At 69.7% G+C, this 14,995-nt stretch carries 12 protein-coding genes; 6 read left to right on the top strand and 6 right to left on the bottom strand.

Annotated elements, in window-relative coordinates; genetic code table 11:
• Positions 1-37: 37 nt before the first annotated feature.
• Both ABIC28_RS14700 and ABIC28_RS14695 read right to left on the bottom strand, forming a co-directional pair.
• Positions 38-1,507, bottom strand: a complete 1,470-nt coding sequence (locus ABIC28_RS14700) for a peptide MFS transporter (protein WP_209928198.1) — start codon at positions 1,505-1,507, stop codon at positions 38-40.
• A 53-nt stretch (positions 1,508-1,560) separates the two neighbouring features.
• Positions 1,561-1,947 carry a DUF3054 domain-containing protein gene (locus ABIC28_RS14695; protein ID WP_257017775.1) on the bottom strand — a complete coding sequence of 129 codons (387 nt, stop codon included), beginning with the start codon at positions 1,945-1,947 and terminating at the stop codon, positions 1,561-1,563.
• A gap of 168 nt (positions 1,948-2,115) precedes the next feature.
• Here ABIC28_RS14695 and ABIC28_RS14690 point away from each other — a divergent pair, with 168 nt between their 5' ends.
• Positions 2,116-3,660 carry an FAD-binding protein gene (locus ABIC28_RS14690; RefSeq protein WP_209928200.1) on the top strand — a complete coding sequence of 515 codons (1,545 nt, stop codon included), beginning with the start codon at positions 2,116-2,118 and terminating at the stop codon, positions 3,658-3,660.
• 70 nt (positions 3,661-3,730) lie between these two features.
• On the opposite strand, the gene ABIC28_RS14685 is transcribed toward ABIC28_RS14690, so the two are convergent.
• From ABIC28_RS14685 to ABIC28_RS14670, 4 genes are all read right to left on the bottom strand, one after another.
• Positions 3,731-4,282, bottom strand: coding sequence for a YceI family protein (locus ABIC28_RS14685; RefSeq protein WP_077040183.1), 552 nt, complete (start codon positions 4,280-4,282; stop codon positions 3,731-3,733).
• A gap of 160 nt (positions 4,283-4,442) precedes the next feature.
• On the bottom strand, positions 4,443-6,140 hold the full coding sequence (locus tag ABIC28_RS14680; RefSeq protein WP_209928202.1) for a 2-isopropylmalate synthase: 1,698 nt from the start codon (positions 6,138-6,140) through the stop codon (positions 4,443-4,445).
• A 209-nt stretch (positions 6,141-6,349) separates the two neighbouring features.
• Positions 6,350-7,531: a lysylphosphatidylglycerol synthase transmembrane domain-containing protein gene (locus ABIC28_RS14675; protein WP_307861315.1), complete on the bottom strand. Its 1,182-nt coding sequence runs from the start codon at positions 7,529-7,531 to the stop codon at positions 6,350-6,352.
• A gap of 30 nt (positions 7,532-7,561) precedes the next feature.
• On the bottom strand, positions 7,562-9,016 hold the full coding sequence (locus tag ABIC28_RS14670) for an adenylate/guanylate cyclase domain-containing protein (RefSeq protein ID WP_097213826.1): 1,455 nt from the start codon (positions 9,014-9,016) through the stop codon (positions 7,562-7,564).
• A gap of 195 nt (positions 9,017-9,211) precedes the next feature.
• Between ABIC28_RS14670 and ABIC28_RS14665 the strand changes: the two genes are divergently transcribed.
• The 5 genes from ABIC28_RS14665 (at position 9,212) to ABIC28_RS14645 (ending at position 14,982) form a co-directional block, all read left to right on the top strand.
• Entirely contained in the window at positions 9,212-10,372 is a 1,161-nt protein-coding gene (locus ABIC28_RS14665) for an AI-2E family transporter (protein ID WP_097213827.1), read from the top strand.
• 44 nt (positions 10,373-10,416) lie between these two features.
• Positions 10,417-11,610, top strand: coding sequence for a MacS family sensor histidine kinase (gene macS / locus ABIC28_RS14660; protein ID WP_209929208.1), 1,194 nt, complete (start codon positions 10,417-10,419; stop codon positions 11,608-11,610).
• Positions 11,610-12,257 (top strand): response regulator, encoded by a 648-nt coding sequence (locus ABIC28_RS14655; RefSeq protein WP_097213828.1) that lies wholly within the window; start codon positions 11,610-11,612, stop codon positions 12,255-12,257. Before macS ends, ABIC28_RS14655 begins: the two co-directional genes overlap by 1 nt.
• Before the next feature lie 42 nt (positions 12,258-12,299).
• Positions 12,300-12,971, top strand: coding sequence for a DUF1707 SHOCT-like domain-containing protein (locus tag ABIC28_RS14650; protein WP_097213829.1), 672 nt, complete (start codon positions 12,300-12,302; stop codon positions 12,969-12,971).
• A 97-nt stretch (positions 12,972-13,068) separates the two neighbouring features.
• Complete coding sequence (locus ABIC28_RS14645; RefSeq protein WP_209928204.1) at positions 13,069-14,982, top strand: DUF2339 domain-containing protein; 1,914 nt, start codon at positions 13,069-13,071, stop codon at positions 14,980-14,982.
• Positions 14,983-14,995: the final 13 nt, after the last annotated feature.

Genomic DNA, 14,995 nt, shown 5'->3' with positions numbered 1-14,995 from the left:
GCGACACCACGCACAAGGGCGCGGCCGCAGGAGGTTGCTAGTGCACCCCGCGCATCATCCGGCTGATCCAGGGCGCGAGCAGGATCATCACGACGCCGACCGCGATCGAGGCCGCGCCGACCCAGGTGAAGTACGGCACCTCGTCGTTCTCGTTGTAGTACTTCGCCATGGTGCCCGCCATCGACGAGCCCAGCGCCACGGAGAGGAAGAACAGCGCGACCATCTGGGTGTGGAATGCCTTGGGCGCCAACTTGGTCGACAGTGAGAGCCCGACGGGGGAGAGGAACAACTCGGCGAAGGTGAACAGCAGCAGGATGAACATCAGTCCCAACAGGGGGGTGCTGTTCGGCCCGCCGCCCGCGAACGGCAGGAACGCGAGGAAGGCCAGGCCCATGATGATGGTGCCCGCCGCGAACTTGAGCGGTGAGGACGGCTGGCGGGGGCCGAGCTTGGTCCAGATCGCCGCGAACACGCCCGCGAAGATGATGATGAAGACCGGGTTGATCGACTGCACCCAGGAGGCCGGGAAGTCCCAGCCGAACAGGTTGCGGTCTAGGCGCTTGTCGGAGTAGATCGCGACGACGGTGAACTGCTGCTGGAACAGGGACCAGAACGCGGCGCTGGCCAGGAACATCGGGATGAAGGCGATGACGCGGCTGCGCTCGGTGCTCGTGATCTTCTTGCTGGTCAGGATCACCAGGAAATAGGTGATCGACGCGACGATCGTCAGGCCGACGACCACGTCGGAGAGGTTGTCGGTGGTGATGAGCCCGATCAGGCAGAGCACGAGGATCCCGAGGATCGCGACGGCGCCGAGGGCCGCGTACCGCAGCCGCTGCGCGTGCGGCATCGGGTTCAGCGGCCGCTCGCCGATCCCGGCGAGCCGCTTGCGGCCGAGCGTGTACTGGATCAGGCCCAGCGCCATGCCGATCGCGGCGAGCGCGAAGCCGACATGGAAGCCCCACTCCTTCTGTGCCCACCCGGTCAGCAGCGGACCGACCAGAGCGCCCAGATTGATGCCCATGTAGAAGATCGAGAACCCGGCGTCGCGGCGGTCGTCGTTCTCGGCGTACAGGTCGCCGACCAGGGAGGTGGCGTTCGCCTTGAGTCCGCCGCTGCCGACGGCGATCGCGATCAGGCCGACCCCGACTCCCGCCAGGCCCGGGATCACGGCCAGGGCGATGTGGCCGCACATGACCAGGATCGCGCTGTAGAAGAGGGTGCGCTCGGACCCAAGGATGCGGTCCGCGATCCAGCCACCGAGGATGGTGGAGAGGTAGACGGTGCCGCCGTACGCGCCGACGATGCTGGTCGCGGCGGCCTGGGAGATGCCGAGCCCGCCGTCGGCCACCGAGTAGTACAGGTAGTAGATGAGGATGCCCTGCATCCCGTAGAACGAGAACCGCTCCCACATCTCGACGCCGAACAGGTTCGCGAGCGCCACTGGCTGGCCGAAGAAGCCGCGGTCGGCCTTGGGATCACGGGGTGGCGAAGTGATTTCGCTCATCGCCAAACTTTCTCATGAGTGGGTGGTGCGGGGTGGGACTCGACGCCAACTCGTTAGGCGGCGGCCGAGCGCTTCCGGACCGCGGCGTAGATCGCGCGCCAGCCGAGCAGGAAGGCCGCCAACACGCTGGTCGCGACGATGATGAAGCTGAACGCGGTGCCCTGACCGCCGATGACCCGAAGGATCATCCCGACCACCACCGTGCTCAGCCAGATGATCACCCCGGCCGGAACCACCGAGGCCGGGAACGACTTGTTGCGGTACAGCGCCTCGTTGGCCAGCCAGCCGGCCGCCAGCCCGCCGAGGAACGGCCACGCCGTGGTCGCCAGCCCGGCGAGCGCGTTCGCCTCGTCGTGGCTCCGTCGGCCGATCGCGCAGAACACGACCACCAGGACTATGTCGACGGCCAGGACGGCCAGGACGGGCGGGCGCTTGTTCACGGATCCAGGGTAAGCCGCGGATCCCCAGGCGCCGAACCGGGATGTTCCCTCTGACTGGGACGTTGATGTGATGCAGGTCTCGCCGCCGCCTACCTTGGGCATACCAAGACGGTCCGGTCGAGCCGACGAATGCCGCCCTGGCGGGCGGCGGTGTGAGAGGTGCAGAGAATGGTGCAGTGGAACGAGACGTGTGACGTGCTGGTGGTCGGGTCGGGTGGCGGCGGCGTCACCGGCGCCTACACCGCGGCCCGCGAGGGCCTGGACGTGATCCTGGTGGAGGCAACCGACAAGTTCGGCGGTACCACGGCGTACTCCGGCGGCGGCGGGGTGTGGTTCCCGTGCAACCCGGTGCTCAGGCGCGCGGGCACCGACGACACCATCGACGACGCGCTCGAGTACTACCACGCAGTCGTCGGCGATCGCACCCCTCGTGACCTGCAGGACGCGTACGTCCGCGGCGGCGGCCCGCTCATCGAGTACCTGGAGCAGGACGAGAACCTCAAGTTCGAGATGCTGCCGTGGCCCGACTACTTCGGCAAGGCCCCCAAGGCCCGCCTCGACGGCCAGCGGCACACCATGCCGTCGGTGCTGCCGGTGTCGGAGGCCCCCGAGCTGCGCGAGCTGGTCCGCGGACCGCTGGACGTCGACCGGCTCGGCACCCCCGCGCCCGACGACTACTTCATCGGCGGCCGCGCGCTGATCGCCCGGTTCCTCAAGGCCATCGAGAAGTACCCGAACGCCACCCTGAACCTGAACACCACGCTGGTCGAGCTGGTGGTCGAGGACGGCGCCGTGGTCGGCGGAATCGTCGAGCGCGACGGCGAGCGCGTCGCGATCCGCACCCGCAAGGGTGTCGTGCTCGCGGCCGGCGGCTTCGAGGGCAACGACGAGCTGCGGCAGAAGTTCGGGGTGCCCGGTGAGGCCCGCGACACGATGGGCCCGTGGGCCAACCTGGGCAAGGCACACGAGGCCGGCATCGCGGCAGGCGCCGACACCGACCTGATGGGCGAGGCCTGGTGGTCGCCGGGCATGACCCACCCGGATGGCCGCTCCGCGTTCGCGCTGTGGTTCACCGGCGGCATCTTCGTCAACCAGGACGGTAAGCGGTTCGTCAACGAGTCCGCGCCGTACGACCGCCTCGGTCGCGACGTGATCCGGCAGCTCGAGCACGGCACGGTCACGCTGCCGTATTGGATGGTCTACGACAACAAGGAGGGTGAGGTTCCTCCGGTCAAGGCCACCAACGTCTCCATGGTCGAGGCGGAGAAGTACCAGGCGGCGGGCCTGTGGCACACCGCTGACACCCTCGAGGAGCTCGCCGAGAAGATCGGCGTCCCCGCCGAGAACCTGGCCGCCACCGTCGCGCGGTTCAACGAGTTCGTACCCAAGGGCGTCGACGAGGACTTCGGCCGCGGCGACGAGGCCTACGACCGGGCGTTCTCGGGCGGCGAGCCGCCGCTGGTCACGATCGATCAGGGGCCGTTCCATGCGGCCGCGTTCGGAATCTCCGACCTCGGCACCAAGGGCGGGCTGCGCACCGACACCGCGGCGCGGGTGCTCGACCAGTCGGGCAACCCGATCGCCGGCCTGTACGCCGCGGGCAACACGATGGCCGCGCCGAGCGGCACCGTCTACCCCGGTGGCGGCAACCCGATCGGTACCAGCATGCTGTTCAGCCACCTCGCCGTGCTCGACATGGCAGCGGGCAGCTAACCACTCGAGAACGCCCCCGTCGCGACCCCAGGAGGTGGGTCGCGACGGGGGCGTTGTTGCGCGTGGGGGATCAGGCCTGCAGGCCGGCCTCGATCTCCAGGGTGATGGTGATCTTGTCGCCCACCACGGCGCCGCCGCCCTCGAGCGGCATGTCGATGCTGATGCCGAAGTCCCTGCGGTTGATGACGGTGCTGGCCTCGAAGCCGGCGACCGGTCCGTGGCCCATGCCCGGGTTGACGCCGTTGAACTCGAGCTTGAGCTCGACCGGGCGGGTCACGCCGTGCAGGGTGAAATCGCCGTCGACCACGAAGTCCTCGCCCTTGGCGCGCACGCCGGTGGAGGTGAAGGTGGCGGTCGGGAACTGCTCGGCGTCGAAGAAGTCGGCCGCGCGCAGGTGGTTGTCGCGCTGCTCGTTGTCGGTGGTGATGGAGGCGACCTGGATCTCGGCGGTGACCGACGGGGTGCCGTCCTCGGCGACGGTGATGGCGCCCGAGAACTCCTGGAAGCGTCCGCGGACCTTGCTGACCATCAGGTGCCGGACGGAGAAGCCGACGGTGGAGTGGCTCGGGTCGATGGCCCAGGTGCCGGTGGTCAGGGTGGGGAGGGCGATGGCGGTGGTCATGTGGACTCCTCGTAAGTAGTTCAAATTTCAAGCATGTGCCCCGTCCAACGATGCCACGGCCGCGAATATTTCCGAGTCAATGTGACCTGCACCACACAGAACCGCCGGCCGAGGGAATCGGCCGGCGGTCCTCCTGGGATCACCCGATGAGCACCAGGGATCAGTCGAGCGTCGCCGCGGCCAGCACCGCCCGCAGTGCCGACGCCGTGACAGACGACTCGATGCCCATGCCCCACTGCGTCTTGCCGTTCATCCGGCACTGGGCGAAGGTTATGGCCTGCCCGCCTGCGCCCTCGGCGACCGACTGCAGCGACATCGCGAGCACCTCCACCGGGCAGCCGTGGTCGGCCAGGATCAGGGTGAGTGCCTCGACCGGCCCACTTGCCGAGGCCTCTCCGCTGACCTGCACATCGCCGAGCGTCGCGCGGATCGTCAGGTGGTCGCCGTTCCCGAGGTGTTCGAGCGACCACTTGTCGAGGGCGCCGTGGTGGGCGTACTCGGCCGTCAGCAGCTTCCACAGCTCCTCGGCGGTCACCTCACCGCCGCCGTCGTCGGTGGTGTGCTGCACCCGTCGCGCGAAGTCGATCTGCAGGGCGCGCGGCAGGTCGAGCCCGTAGCCGGTCTGCAGCAGGTACGCGACGCCGCCCTTGCCGGACTGACTGTTCACCCGGATGATCGCCTCGTAGTCGCGGCCGATGTCGGCGGGATCGATTGGCAGGTAAGGCATCTCCCACGGCTGCTGCACGGGCTCCACTCCGGCCGCCTTCGCCGTCGCGTTGTGTTTGGTGAACCCCTTCTTGATCGCGTCCTGATGGGTACCCGAGAACGCCGTGAACACCAGGTCGCCCACGTACGGGTGGCGCGGGTGGACATCGATCCTGTTGCAGTGCTCCGCCGTTCGCCGCACCGCGTCGAGATCGGAGAAGTCGATCATCGGGTCGATGCCCTGCGAGTGCAGGTTCAGCCCGAGCGTCACGAGGTCCACGTTCCCGGTCCGTTCACCGTTGCCGAACAGACAGCCCTCCACGCGCTGTGCGCCCGCGAGCATCGCCAACTCCGATGACGCGACGCCGGTGCCCCGGTCGTTGTGCGTGTGGACCGACAGGATCACCGACTCACGGCGGTCGAGGTGCCGGTGCATGTACTCGATCTGGTCGGCGAAGACGTTCGGCGTTGCCGTCTCGACGGTGGTCGGGAAGTTGTGGGAGACCGGCCGGTCCGGGCTGGCATCCCAGACCTCGGTGATGCTGTTGCAGATCTCGAGGACGAAGTCCGGTTCGGTCAGGTTGAACACCTCGGGGGCGAACTGGTACCGCATGCCAGGAATGGTGTCGCCGATGCGGGCCACGTACTCCACCGACTTCAGGATGTGGGCGAGCAACTCCTTCCGGTCCTGGCCCAGCACCATGGATCGCCACATCGGGGCGGTGGGCACGTAGACGTGGAGCACCACATTGGCGAGGCCGCGCACCGACTCGAAGGTTCGATCGATGAGGTCGGGCCGCGCGGCGGTGAACGCCACGACGGTGACGTCGTCCGGCACCAGGTCGAAGGTGACCAGGTCGCGGGTGAAGTCGAACTCGGCCTGGCTGGACGCCGGGTAGCCGCACTCGATCTCCTTGTAGCCCATCCGGACCAGCTGCTCGAACATCAACCGCTTGCGGGCGGTGTCCATCGGTTCGGGAAGGGCCTGGTTCCCGTCCCGTAGGTCGACTGGCGCCCACAGCGGTGCCTCGGTGAGGCGGTTGGACGGCCACTGACGCCCGATGCCGTCGTCCGGTGGCGTCGGCACCCGGTCGTAATGCGACCGATAGCGGTGCGAGGGCATACCGGACGGGACTTGGCGATTCCACTTCATGTCGGCTCCTTGGGTGAGAGGAGGCGGTCGACATACTCGAATCCCGCGGTGGAGAGGGGCCTGATCAATTCTCTCCGCGGCTCACGGCGTGTCGCCCGTACATGGCATGAGAGTTAGGCTATGTGAGATCGGCCACGGCGGAGAAGGCAATTGCCCGATTCGGGTAATGGGCACCCCCGCGGCATGAGTGCGCTCGATCTACCCGCTGATCAGTTGTTTTCCCGGCGTTGCCGCTCGCCCTTCGGGCTCTCGAGTCCCTCGATCTCGACGGCAGGCGGCTCGTGCAGCGCCCGCTGTTCGCTGCGTTCGAGCTCGACATCGAACTCCAGATCCTCGTGCTGATGGCGGCGGAAGAGGAAGAGGAAGACGATCCAGCCGACCATCGCGACAAGGATGAAGCTAACCCCGCGGTACACGAAGGCGGCCGCCACGGCCTGCGAGGCGCTGATGCCGGCCGCGGTGGTGAGGGTGGCGATCAGGGTGGCGTCGACGAACACCAGGCCGCCCGGCGCGAGCGGGATGGTCGCGACCGCTTTGCCCGCCGCGAAGGCGATCAGCAGCCCGGACAGGGCGGGGTCGGCACCGATCGCGTAGCAGGCCGCGGCGAGACAGGCGATGTCCGCGACGCGGTGCACCGCGGACCAGCCGAGGGTGATCGCGCCGTCCCGTTTGCCCAGCTGCACCGACTCGAGCTGTTGGAGCATCTCCCGCACCGTGGACATCCCGGTGTCGGCCGGCTTGTTGCGCATCGCGTTCACGCGCACGAGCGCCCAGCGGACTGCGGCCTCGATGGAGTTCGGATGCGCGGAGACGTAGCGGACGGCGAAGATCAGCGCGATCAGGCCTGCGATGGAGAAGGTCAGTGTGAAGGGACTGACCGACCCGCCGACCAGCAGCGCGCCCCCGACCCCGATCAGCGCCAGCCCGATCCCCGCGATCACCCCGGAGATCGCCAGTTGCCAGGACGCCACGACGGGGCTGGCGCCCCACCGCCGGGTTTCCCGGTAGGTGAACGCCGTCGAGAAGACCTGACCGGCGGGCAGCGTCACCGCCATAGCAGTGGAGGCGTAGACCACCGAGACCGACTTGCGCTGGCTGACGGCCACCCCGCCTGCCCGGAGCAGTTGCTTCTGAACGCGTCCGTAGCCACTGAGCGAGACGGCCTGCGCGAGGATGCACGCGGCCAGCCAGCCCCAGTGGATCTCGGAGAGTGCGATCCAGGATTCGTGCAGGCGCGGCCACAGGTACACGCCCTCGGCGACGAGCAGGGCGACGAGCAGCACGCCCGCCACCCACTTGACCCACCAGAACCGCCCGCGCGGGCGATCGGGTGTCGACCCCTCCGATGTGTGGGGGACGACCTCGCTCCGGTCGGGCTGCGGCGCTACCACCTGCCCAGCGTAACCAAGCACTTCACTCATCTAGGGATACTGGACCGGCCAGGCGAGGTGGGTGACCCGGTTGCGGCCGCGCAGCTGTACCTGATCGCCCAGCTCCCACTCGGCCTGTTCCTCGTCGTCGGCGAAATACAGTGCGCTGGTCGAGGCCAGTACCCGGCTCGGCCGCAGCTTGGCCAGCTCGGTCAGCCGCGACGCCTCGTTGACCGGGTCGCCGATCACGGTGTACTCGAAACGCTCGGCGGCGCCGATGTTCCCGGCCACCGCCAGGCCCGCCGACACGCCGATGCCGATGTCGAGTCCGGTGATGTCGTTGAGCGCGAACCGCAACTCCCTCGCCGCGGCCAGCGCCGCGGACGGTGCGTCCGGCCGGTCGAGAGGCGCACCGAAGATGGCAAGCGCGGCGTCGCCCATGAACTTGTTGACGAATCCGTGGTGCTGGTCGACGACGTCGACGACCACCCGGAAGAACTCGTTGAGCAGCCGGACCACCTCGCCGGGGGGCTGTTCGGCCGCCGCGCCCGTCGAGCCGACCATGTCCACGAACAGCACGGCCACGAACCGGGTCTCGCCGCCCAGCTCCGTACCGAACTGCAGCGCCCGGCGCGCCACGTCCTCCCCGACGTGCTGGCCGAACAGCTCGCGGAGCAGCTTGCGCTCGCCCGCGTCCTTCATCATCCGGTTGAACCCGACCTGCAGCCGGCCGATCTCGCTGCCGTCGAACACCTCCACCTGGACATCGGTGGCCCCGCGCTGCACCCGCTCGATGGCCCTGCGGAGCTGCCGGATCGGATCCGAGATCTGGCTGGCGGTGAGCATCGAGAGGGAGAACGCGGTGGTGATGGCCAGTCCGGACAGCAAGATGATCGCGATGGCCAGCGCATTGGTCGAGAACTGGAGGTCGGTGCTCAGCTGGGTGGCGCACAGCAGGATGATCCCGATCACCGGCATCAGGGTGCCCAGACCCCAGGTCATCGCCATCCGGGGCCCGACGCCAGGTGCAAGGAGGCGGTCGAACTGCCCCTCGCTCAGTGCCTTCGCCGCGACCGGCCGGAGGATCCGCTCGCCGAGCATGTAGGTGAACCCGAAGGTGGTGGTCGCCGCCATGCACACCGTCACGATCACGGCGACGGCGAGCTCGGGCATCTCCCAGACGGTGAGGAAGACGAACAGCACGCCGCCGACGACCCAGAGGATCAGGTGCACGATCGCCTGGCGTAGCGGGGCGTGCAGTGCGGACATCTGCTCGCCGCGGGTCGGCGGACCCCCGCGCAGCTGCCAGCGGATCACCGACCGCAGCATCATCGCGGCCGCGCCGAGGCTGACGATCCCGGCGAAGAACAGGTAGATGCCGAAGATGACGACGTTGCGGACCCGATCCGCGATGATCGCCTGCGACTCCGAGATGGGCAGGCCGTACCGGATGAAGGCCAGCACGAGGACCGCGCCGAAGAAGTTGGCCAGGATCATCGAGCCCATGTAGAGCGGCCATCGACTACGCATGGTCAGCGCGACCGCTCGATAGGAGGATGCCAGCACAGGACCAACTTAGTCGTGCGGTGCCGGTGCCGAGCGCACCGCGTCGACGTGGCGTGACCTGGACCTCACCGCCCGCCCTGCCGCGCCGATCTCCGCCTCCCGCACAACGCCCCATCGGCCGATAGGCTCGCCGGGGTGAGCGCGAACGAGCCGCGATCGGATCCACCGCCCTACGGTGACGCCAGGGCGGTGCACCCCATCGTGCGGGTGGGCGCCGAATGGACGTGGCGGTTGCTCGTCCTCTTCGCCGGGCTGGTCACCCTCGGCTACCTGATCAGCAAACTGGACACGGTGCTCATCCCCGTCGGTCTGGCGCTGCTGGCCGCCGCCCTGCTCTACCCGCTGGTGGACTGGATGCAGCACAGGGGAGTGCCGCGATCGGCGGGCGTGGTGGTGGTGCTCGTCGTCGCGATCGGTGTCGTCGCCGGGATCATGACCTTCGTCGTCGAGCAGTTCATCGCAGGCCTGCCGGAGCTGACCGACCAGTTCACCCAGTCCATCGATCAGATCCAGGATTGGCTGACCGCGGGCCCGTTCCACTTCTCCGAGGACCAGATCCGGCAGGCCGGCGATTCGGTGGTCAAGTCGATCCAGGACAACAAGGAGGCGGTGACCAGCGGCGCGCTGACCACCGGCAAGGTGATCGGGGAGCTGTTCACCGGCGCCGCGCTGACGCTGTTCACGGTCATCTTCTTCCTGTACGGCGGCGAGCAGATCTGGGAGTTCGTCACCCGGGTGGTCCCGACCGCCTCGCGCGAGCGGGTCCGGCTGGCGGGCAGCCAGGGCTTCGGCTCCCTCGTCGGGTACGTCCGGGCCACCGTCGTGGTCGCGGCGGCCGACGCGGTGGGGATCGGGGTCGGGCTGGCGATCCTCGGGGTGCCGCTGGCGCTGCCGCTGGCCTCGCTGGTCTTCGTCGGCGCGTTCATCCCGATCGTCGGCGCCTTCGTCACGGGCTTTGTCGCGGTGCTCGTCGCGCTGGTCACGAAGGGACTGATCACCGCCCTGATCACCCTCGGCATCATCATCGGGATCATGCAGCTCGAGGGGCACGTGCTGCAGCCGTTGCTGCTCGGGCGCGCGGTCCGGCTGCACCCGCTCGCGGTGGTGCTGGCGATCACCACCGGCATCGTGCTCGCCGGGATCGTCGGCGGTCTGCTCGCGGTGCCGATCGTCGCGGTGCTCAACACCGCGATCCGCTCGCTGCTCGCCTCCGATCAGGAGGAGGTGCCGGACGAGGTGGAGGTCGCCGACCCGCGGATTCCGCTCTTCCCGGCGACCCCGGACGAGTGGCCGTGAGTCGGGGCGGCACCGCCGCCGTGAGTCGGGGCGGCACCGCCGCCGTGAGTCTTCTCGGCCCGCAGGAGGACCGGAAAGACTCACGGGCCACCGAGCCGCTGTGGCGGGCCGCGCAGGTGTTCCGGTTGGCCACGCTGGTGTACGCGGTCAGCTATCAGGTCGCGTCGGTATCGGACTACACGCGGCCGACGCTGAGCTGGGTCATGGTCGCGCTCATGGCGGTGTGGTCGGGCCTCGCGGCGGTCGGGCTGTCCAGGAACACGGCGGCGCGTCGGTGGTTGGTCGCCGCCGACCAGGTGGTGGTCGTGGCGCTGATGGCCTCGACCCGGCTGGTGTCCGATCAGGACTGGTACTCCACGCATCAGACGCTGCCCACCACGTTGTGGGCCACGAACGCGGTGATCTCCGCGGCGATCCTCGGTGGGCCATGGCTCGGGGTCGCGTCCGGGGCGGCGATCTCGGTGGCCAGCGCGCTGGTCCGGGGCCAGATCGATCTCGACCTGTGGCGCGACGCCACCGCACCGATCCTGATCTCGGTGGGGCTCGCGCTCGGGCTGGCCGCCAACACCGCGCGCCGTTCGCACGCGCAGCTCGAGCGTGCCGCGCGGCTGACCGCCGCCGCGGAGGCGAGGGAGCGGCTCGGACGCGAGGTTCACGACGGGGTGTTGCAGGTGCTCGCGTACGTCCGCCGTCGCGGCACCGAGATCGGTGGCCCGACACTGGAATTGGCGACGCTGGCGGGTGAGCAGGAGGTGGCGCTGCGGGAGCTGATCTCGGAGCAGGCGGTACCGTCCCCCGCAAGCGGGAGGTACCCCCAGCACAGCGACGGTGACGTGGACCTGCGACCGCTGCTGCGCGGCGAGGCCAGCACCACGGTGTGGGTGTCGGCGCCTGCCGTCCCCGTCCTGATGGCGCGGGAGCGGGCCGCGGAGGTCGCGGCCGTGGTGCGGACGGCCCTGTCGAACGTCGAGCTCCACGCAGGCGGGGGCGCGAAAGCCTATGTGCTGCTGGAGGACCTCGGCGAGGAGGTGATCGTCTCCGTGCGCGACGACGGCGTCGGGTTCGCCCCCGGTCGGCTCGCCGAGGCCGAAGCGGAGGGGCGAATGGGGGTGTCGCGCTCCATCCTCGGCCGGGTCGCGGACCTCGGCGGCGCCGCGACGCTGGAAAACACCCCTGGCGAGGGTGTCGAATGGGAGATCAGGGTGCGCAAGCAGGCGTCGGGGAAGGGGAGAGCGTGATGGAGCCGCTGACGGTCATGGTGGTCGATGACCACCCCATGTGGCGGGACGGGGTGGCACGCGATCTCGAGGCGGCCGGCTTTGCGGTGGTGGCCACCGCGGACGGTGTGACGGCGGCGCGCACGCGCGCCGCGGCGGTCCGGCCCGCCGTGGTCCTGATGGACATGCAGCTGCCCGACGGAAACGGGGCGCAGGCCACGGCCGCGGTACTGGCGGCCTCGCCGGACTCGACCGTGCTGGTGTTGTCAGCGTCGGCGGAGCGTGAGGACGTGCTCGAAGCGATCAAGGCCGGGGCCACCGGATACCTGGTCAAGAGCGCCTCGGCCGCCGAGTTGGTGGACGCCGTGCGGGCCACCGCCGCGGGCCAGGCGGTGTTCACCCCCGGCCTGGCGGGGCTGGTGCTCGGCGAGTACCGGCGCATCGCATCCGGCCCCTCCGATGACCGCGCCCCCGAGGTGCCCCGGCTCACCGAGCGAGAGACGGAGGTGTTGCGGTTGGTGGCAAAGGGACTGAGCGCCAAGCAGATCGCTACTCGGCTCACGCTCAGTCACCGGACGGTCGAGAACCACGTCCAGGCCACGCTCCGCAAGCTCCAGCTCGCGAACCGCGTCGAGCTGACCCGGTACGCGATCGAACGCGGGCTGTAGAGCCGCTTCACGCCGGGCGGCGGAGCCGCATATCCTGGCGACATGGATGCGAGGAATCTGCGGGTATCCGATGCGGAACGCGAACACGTCGGGCAGCTGCTCCAGCGTGCGGTCGGGCAGGGGATGCTCTCGCTCGGTGAGTTCACCGAACGCATGGACACCACGCTCGCCGCGAAGACACGGGGCGAGCTGAACGCGGTGCTCGTCGACCTGCCCGGGATACAGCTCGTGGGGGAGCACGCGCCGCAGGCCGCGCCCTACCCCCAGCCCGCCCCGTACGCGCAGCCGCATCCCCAGCCTCAGCCGCACTTCGCCCCCGCCGAGCCGTACCGGGGAACGGTCGGGCACCAGGGCGGCGTGGTGCGCGGACGGATGTCGACGGTGAAACGCCAGGGACCGTGGCAGGTGTCCCCGACGCTGCACGTGGACAGCATGATGTCCGACGTCACCCTGGATTTCACCGAGGCGATCATGACCAGCCAGGTCGTGGAGATCGTCGTGTCGGACTACTTCAGCTCCATCTCGATCGTCGTCCCGCCGGAGGCCACCGTCGACCTCAATGCCGTCGAGACGGTCGCGGGCAGCGCCACCAACAAGGTCCGCACCGGTCCCCCGATCGGCCCGCTGCACGTCGTGGTGCGGGGGAAGGTGCGGTTCGGCTCGCTGACCGCCAAGCACCCGTTCGGCACCACCTGGAAGCGGATGCTCGGCTGACCCCCGAGGGGGCCCGTGTGGACCCCGCGCAAAACCCCCATTCCGATTGGGTAGGACTACTCATGTGATCGACGGCCCGTGCGCCGATCGTTGACGCATGGTCAATCTCGAAGGCAATTCTGTCGTAAGCCCCCAGATCGATCCGCAGTTGGTCGCGCGGCTGTCCGGTGAGTTCGACGCGCTCGGGCTGCACATGCGCGGTGTCGCCGCGGATCTGACGCGGCTCCGGTCGCAGCTCGAGATCCCCGCGCCCCAGCCGGCGCCGCAGGCGCCCGCGCCGCCGCCGGTCTACGCACCGCAGCCCCCGGTTCCGCAGCCGCAGGTACAGTGGCCGATGACACCGGCACCGCCTGCGCCGCAGTCCGTTCCGCCGGTTTTCGCGCAACCCGCCCAGTGGCCGCCGGTTCGCCCGCAGGCCGTCGGGCGAGCGCCCCGCGAGCCGTGGTGGCAGCGTGACGGCATGGTCAGCCGGGTGCTCGCCGTCGCGGGCGCGGCGGTGACCCTGATCGGCGTGCTGATGCTGCTGGTGCTGGCCGCGCAGGCCGGGTTCTTCGGCCCGGTGGCCCGGGTGAGCGCCGGTGCCGTGTTCTCGGTGGCCCTGGTCGCGGCGGGCATCCGCGTGTTCGGGCGCCAAGGCGGACGCGTCGGTGGCCTCGCCCTGGTCGGTACCGGCGTCGCGGGTGGCTACCTGGACGTGGTCGCCGTGACCTCGTACTACGGCTGGCTGCCGCCCGTCGTCGGCCTCGCGGTCGCCTTCGGGATCGCCGCGGGCGGAATGACGCTGGCGACGCGCTGGCAGTCGCAACTGCTGGCCGCGCTCATCGTGGTCGCGGTGGCGGTGCTCGCCCCGGCCCTGGCGGACGGACTCACCGTCACCCTGCTCGTCTTCCTTGTTCTGCTCCAGGTCGCCGCGTTCCCGCCCCAGCTCGGCAGGGACTGGCCGTATCTGCATGCGGCACGGACGATTCCGGCGGTACTCGCAATGCTGATCGCACTCGCCGATGCCAGCTGGAGCGGGGCCTCGCCGTGGTCCGGCTGGCACCGCCCGGTCGCGGTGGCGCTGCTGGCCCTTGCGGTGGTGGTCGCCGTGGTCGGTGTCGGATCGGCGCTGGTGCTGTTGCGTCGCAACACCTCTGACGTCACTGCGACGGTGATGCTCGCGCTGTCGACGTTGCCGCTGCTGTTCTCGGGCGGCGTCGCGGGCCGCTGGACGGAGGTGGCGCTGCAGTGCGGGCTCGCGGCCGGGCTGCTCACCGTATCGGCGTTGGTGCGCCCGCTGCCCGGGCACACCCGGGTCGCCGTTGCGGCGGTCGCATCCCTGGCGGTGCTGCAGGCGAGCGCCGGTGCCAGCCCCCGGGACGCGCTCCCGGTGGTGCTGCTCGCGTTGGCGCTCGGACTGGTCGCGGTCGCCGGTCAGGCTCGTTCCCGGATCGCCTACTGCGCCGGGATCGGGTTCGGGTCGATCGGCGCGCTGCTGTTCCTCGACGCCGCCCCGCCGGAGGCACTGGTGAACCAGGCCGACGCGGTCGGCTCGCTCGCCGTCATCGCGTCCGGGTCGATGCTGGCGGTCCTGATGGTTCTCGTTGTCGGGCAGGCGCACTCGATGGGTCTGCTCGAGGATCGGCGGGCCGATGTGGCCTGGGTCGCGGCCGGAATCGGCGCCCTCTACGCGGGCACCGCGGCGGTGGTGGCCACCGGTGTCGCGGTGCTGGGTGCCGACCGGGGCTTCATCGCCGGACACTGCGCGGCCACCCTGGTCGCGATGGTGCTCGCGACGGTGTCGCTGCGGTGGGGGCTCGCGCACCAGGAGCGGGCGCATCTCGCGCTCGGTGCGGGCCTGACCCTGACCTTCGCGGCCCTGGCCAAGCTCTTCCTGTTCGACCTGGCGACGCTGGACGGGATGTTCCGCGTGCTGGCGTTCATCGGGGTCGGGCTGTTGCTGCTGGCGGCGGGGACCCGGTACGCCCGGGCCTTCGCCGAGGGCGCACAGCGCGGTCGGGTGCAGACATAGCCACCCGACCGTT

Origin of the sequence: Rhodococcus sp. PvR044 (assembly GCF_040548995.1) — a bacterium.
GTDB lineage: Bacteria > Actinomycetota > Actinomycetes > Mycobacteriales > Mycobacteriaceae > Rhodococcus_G > Rhodococcus_G oryzae.
This window is presented reverse-complemented; position numbering and strand designations above follow the sequence as displayed.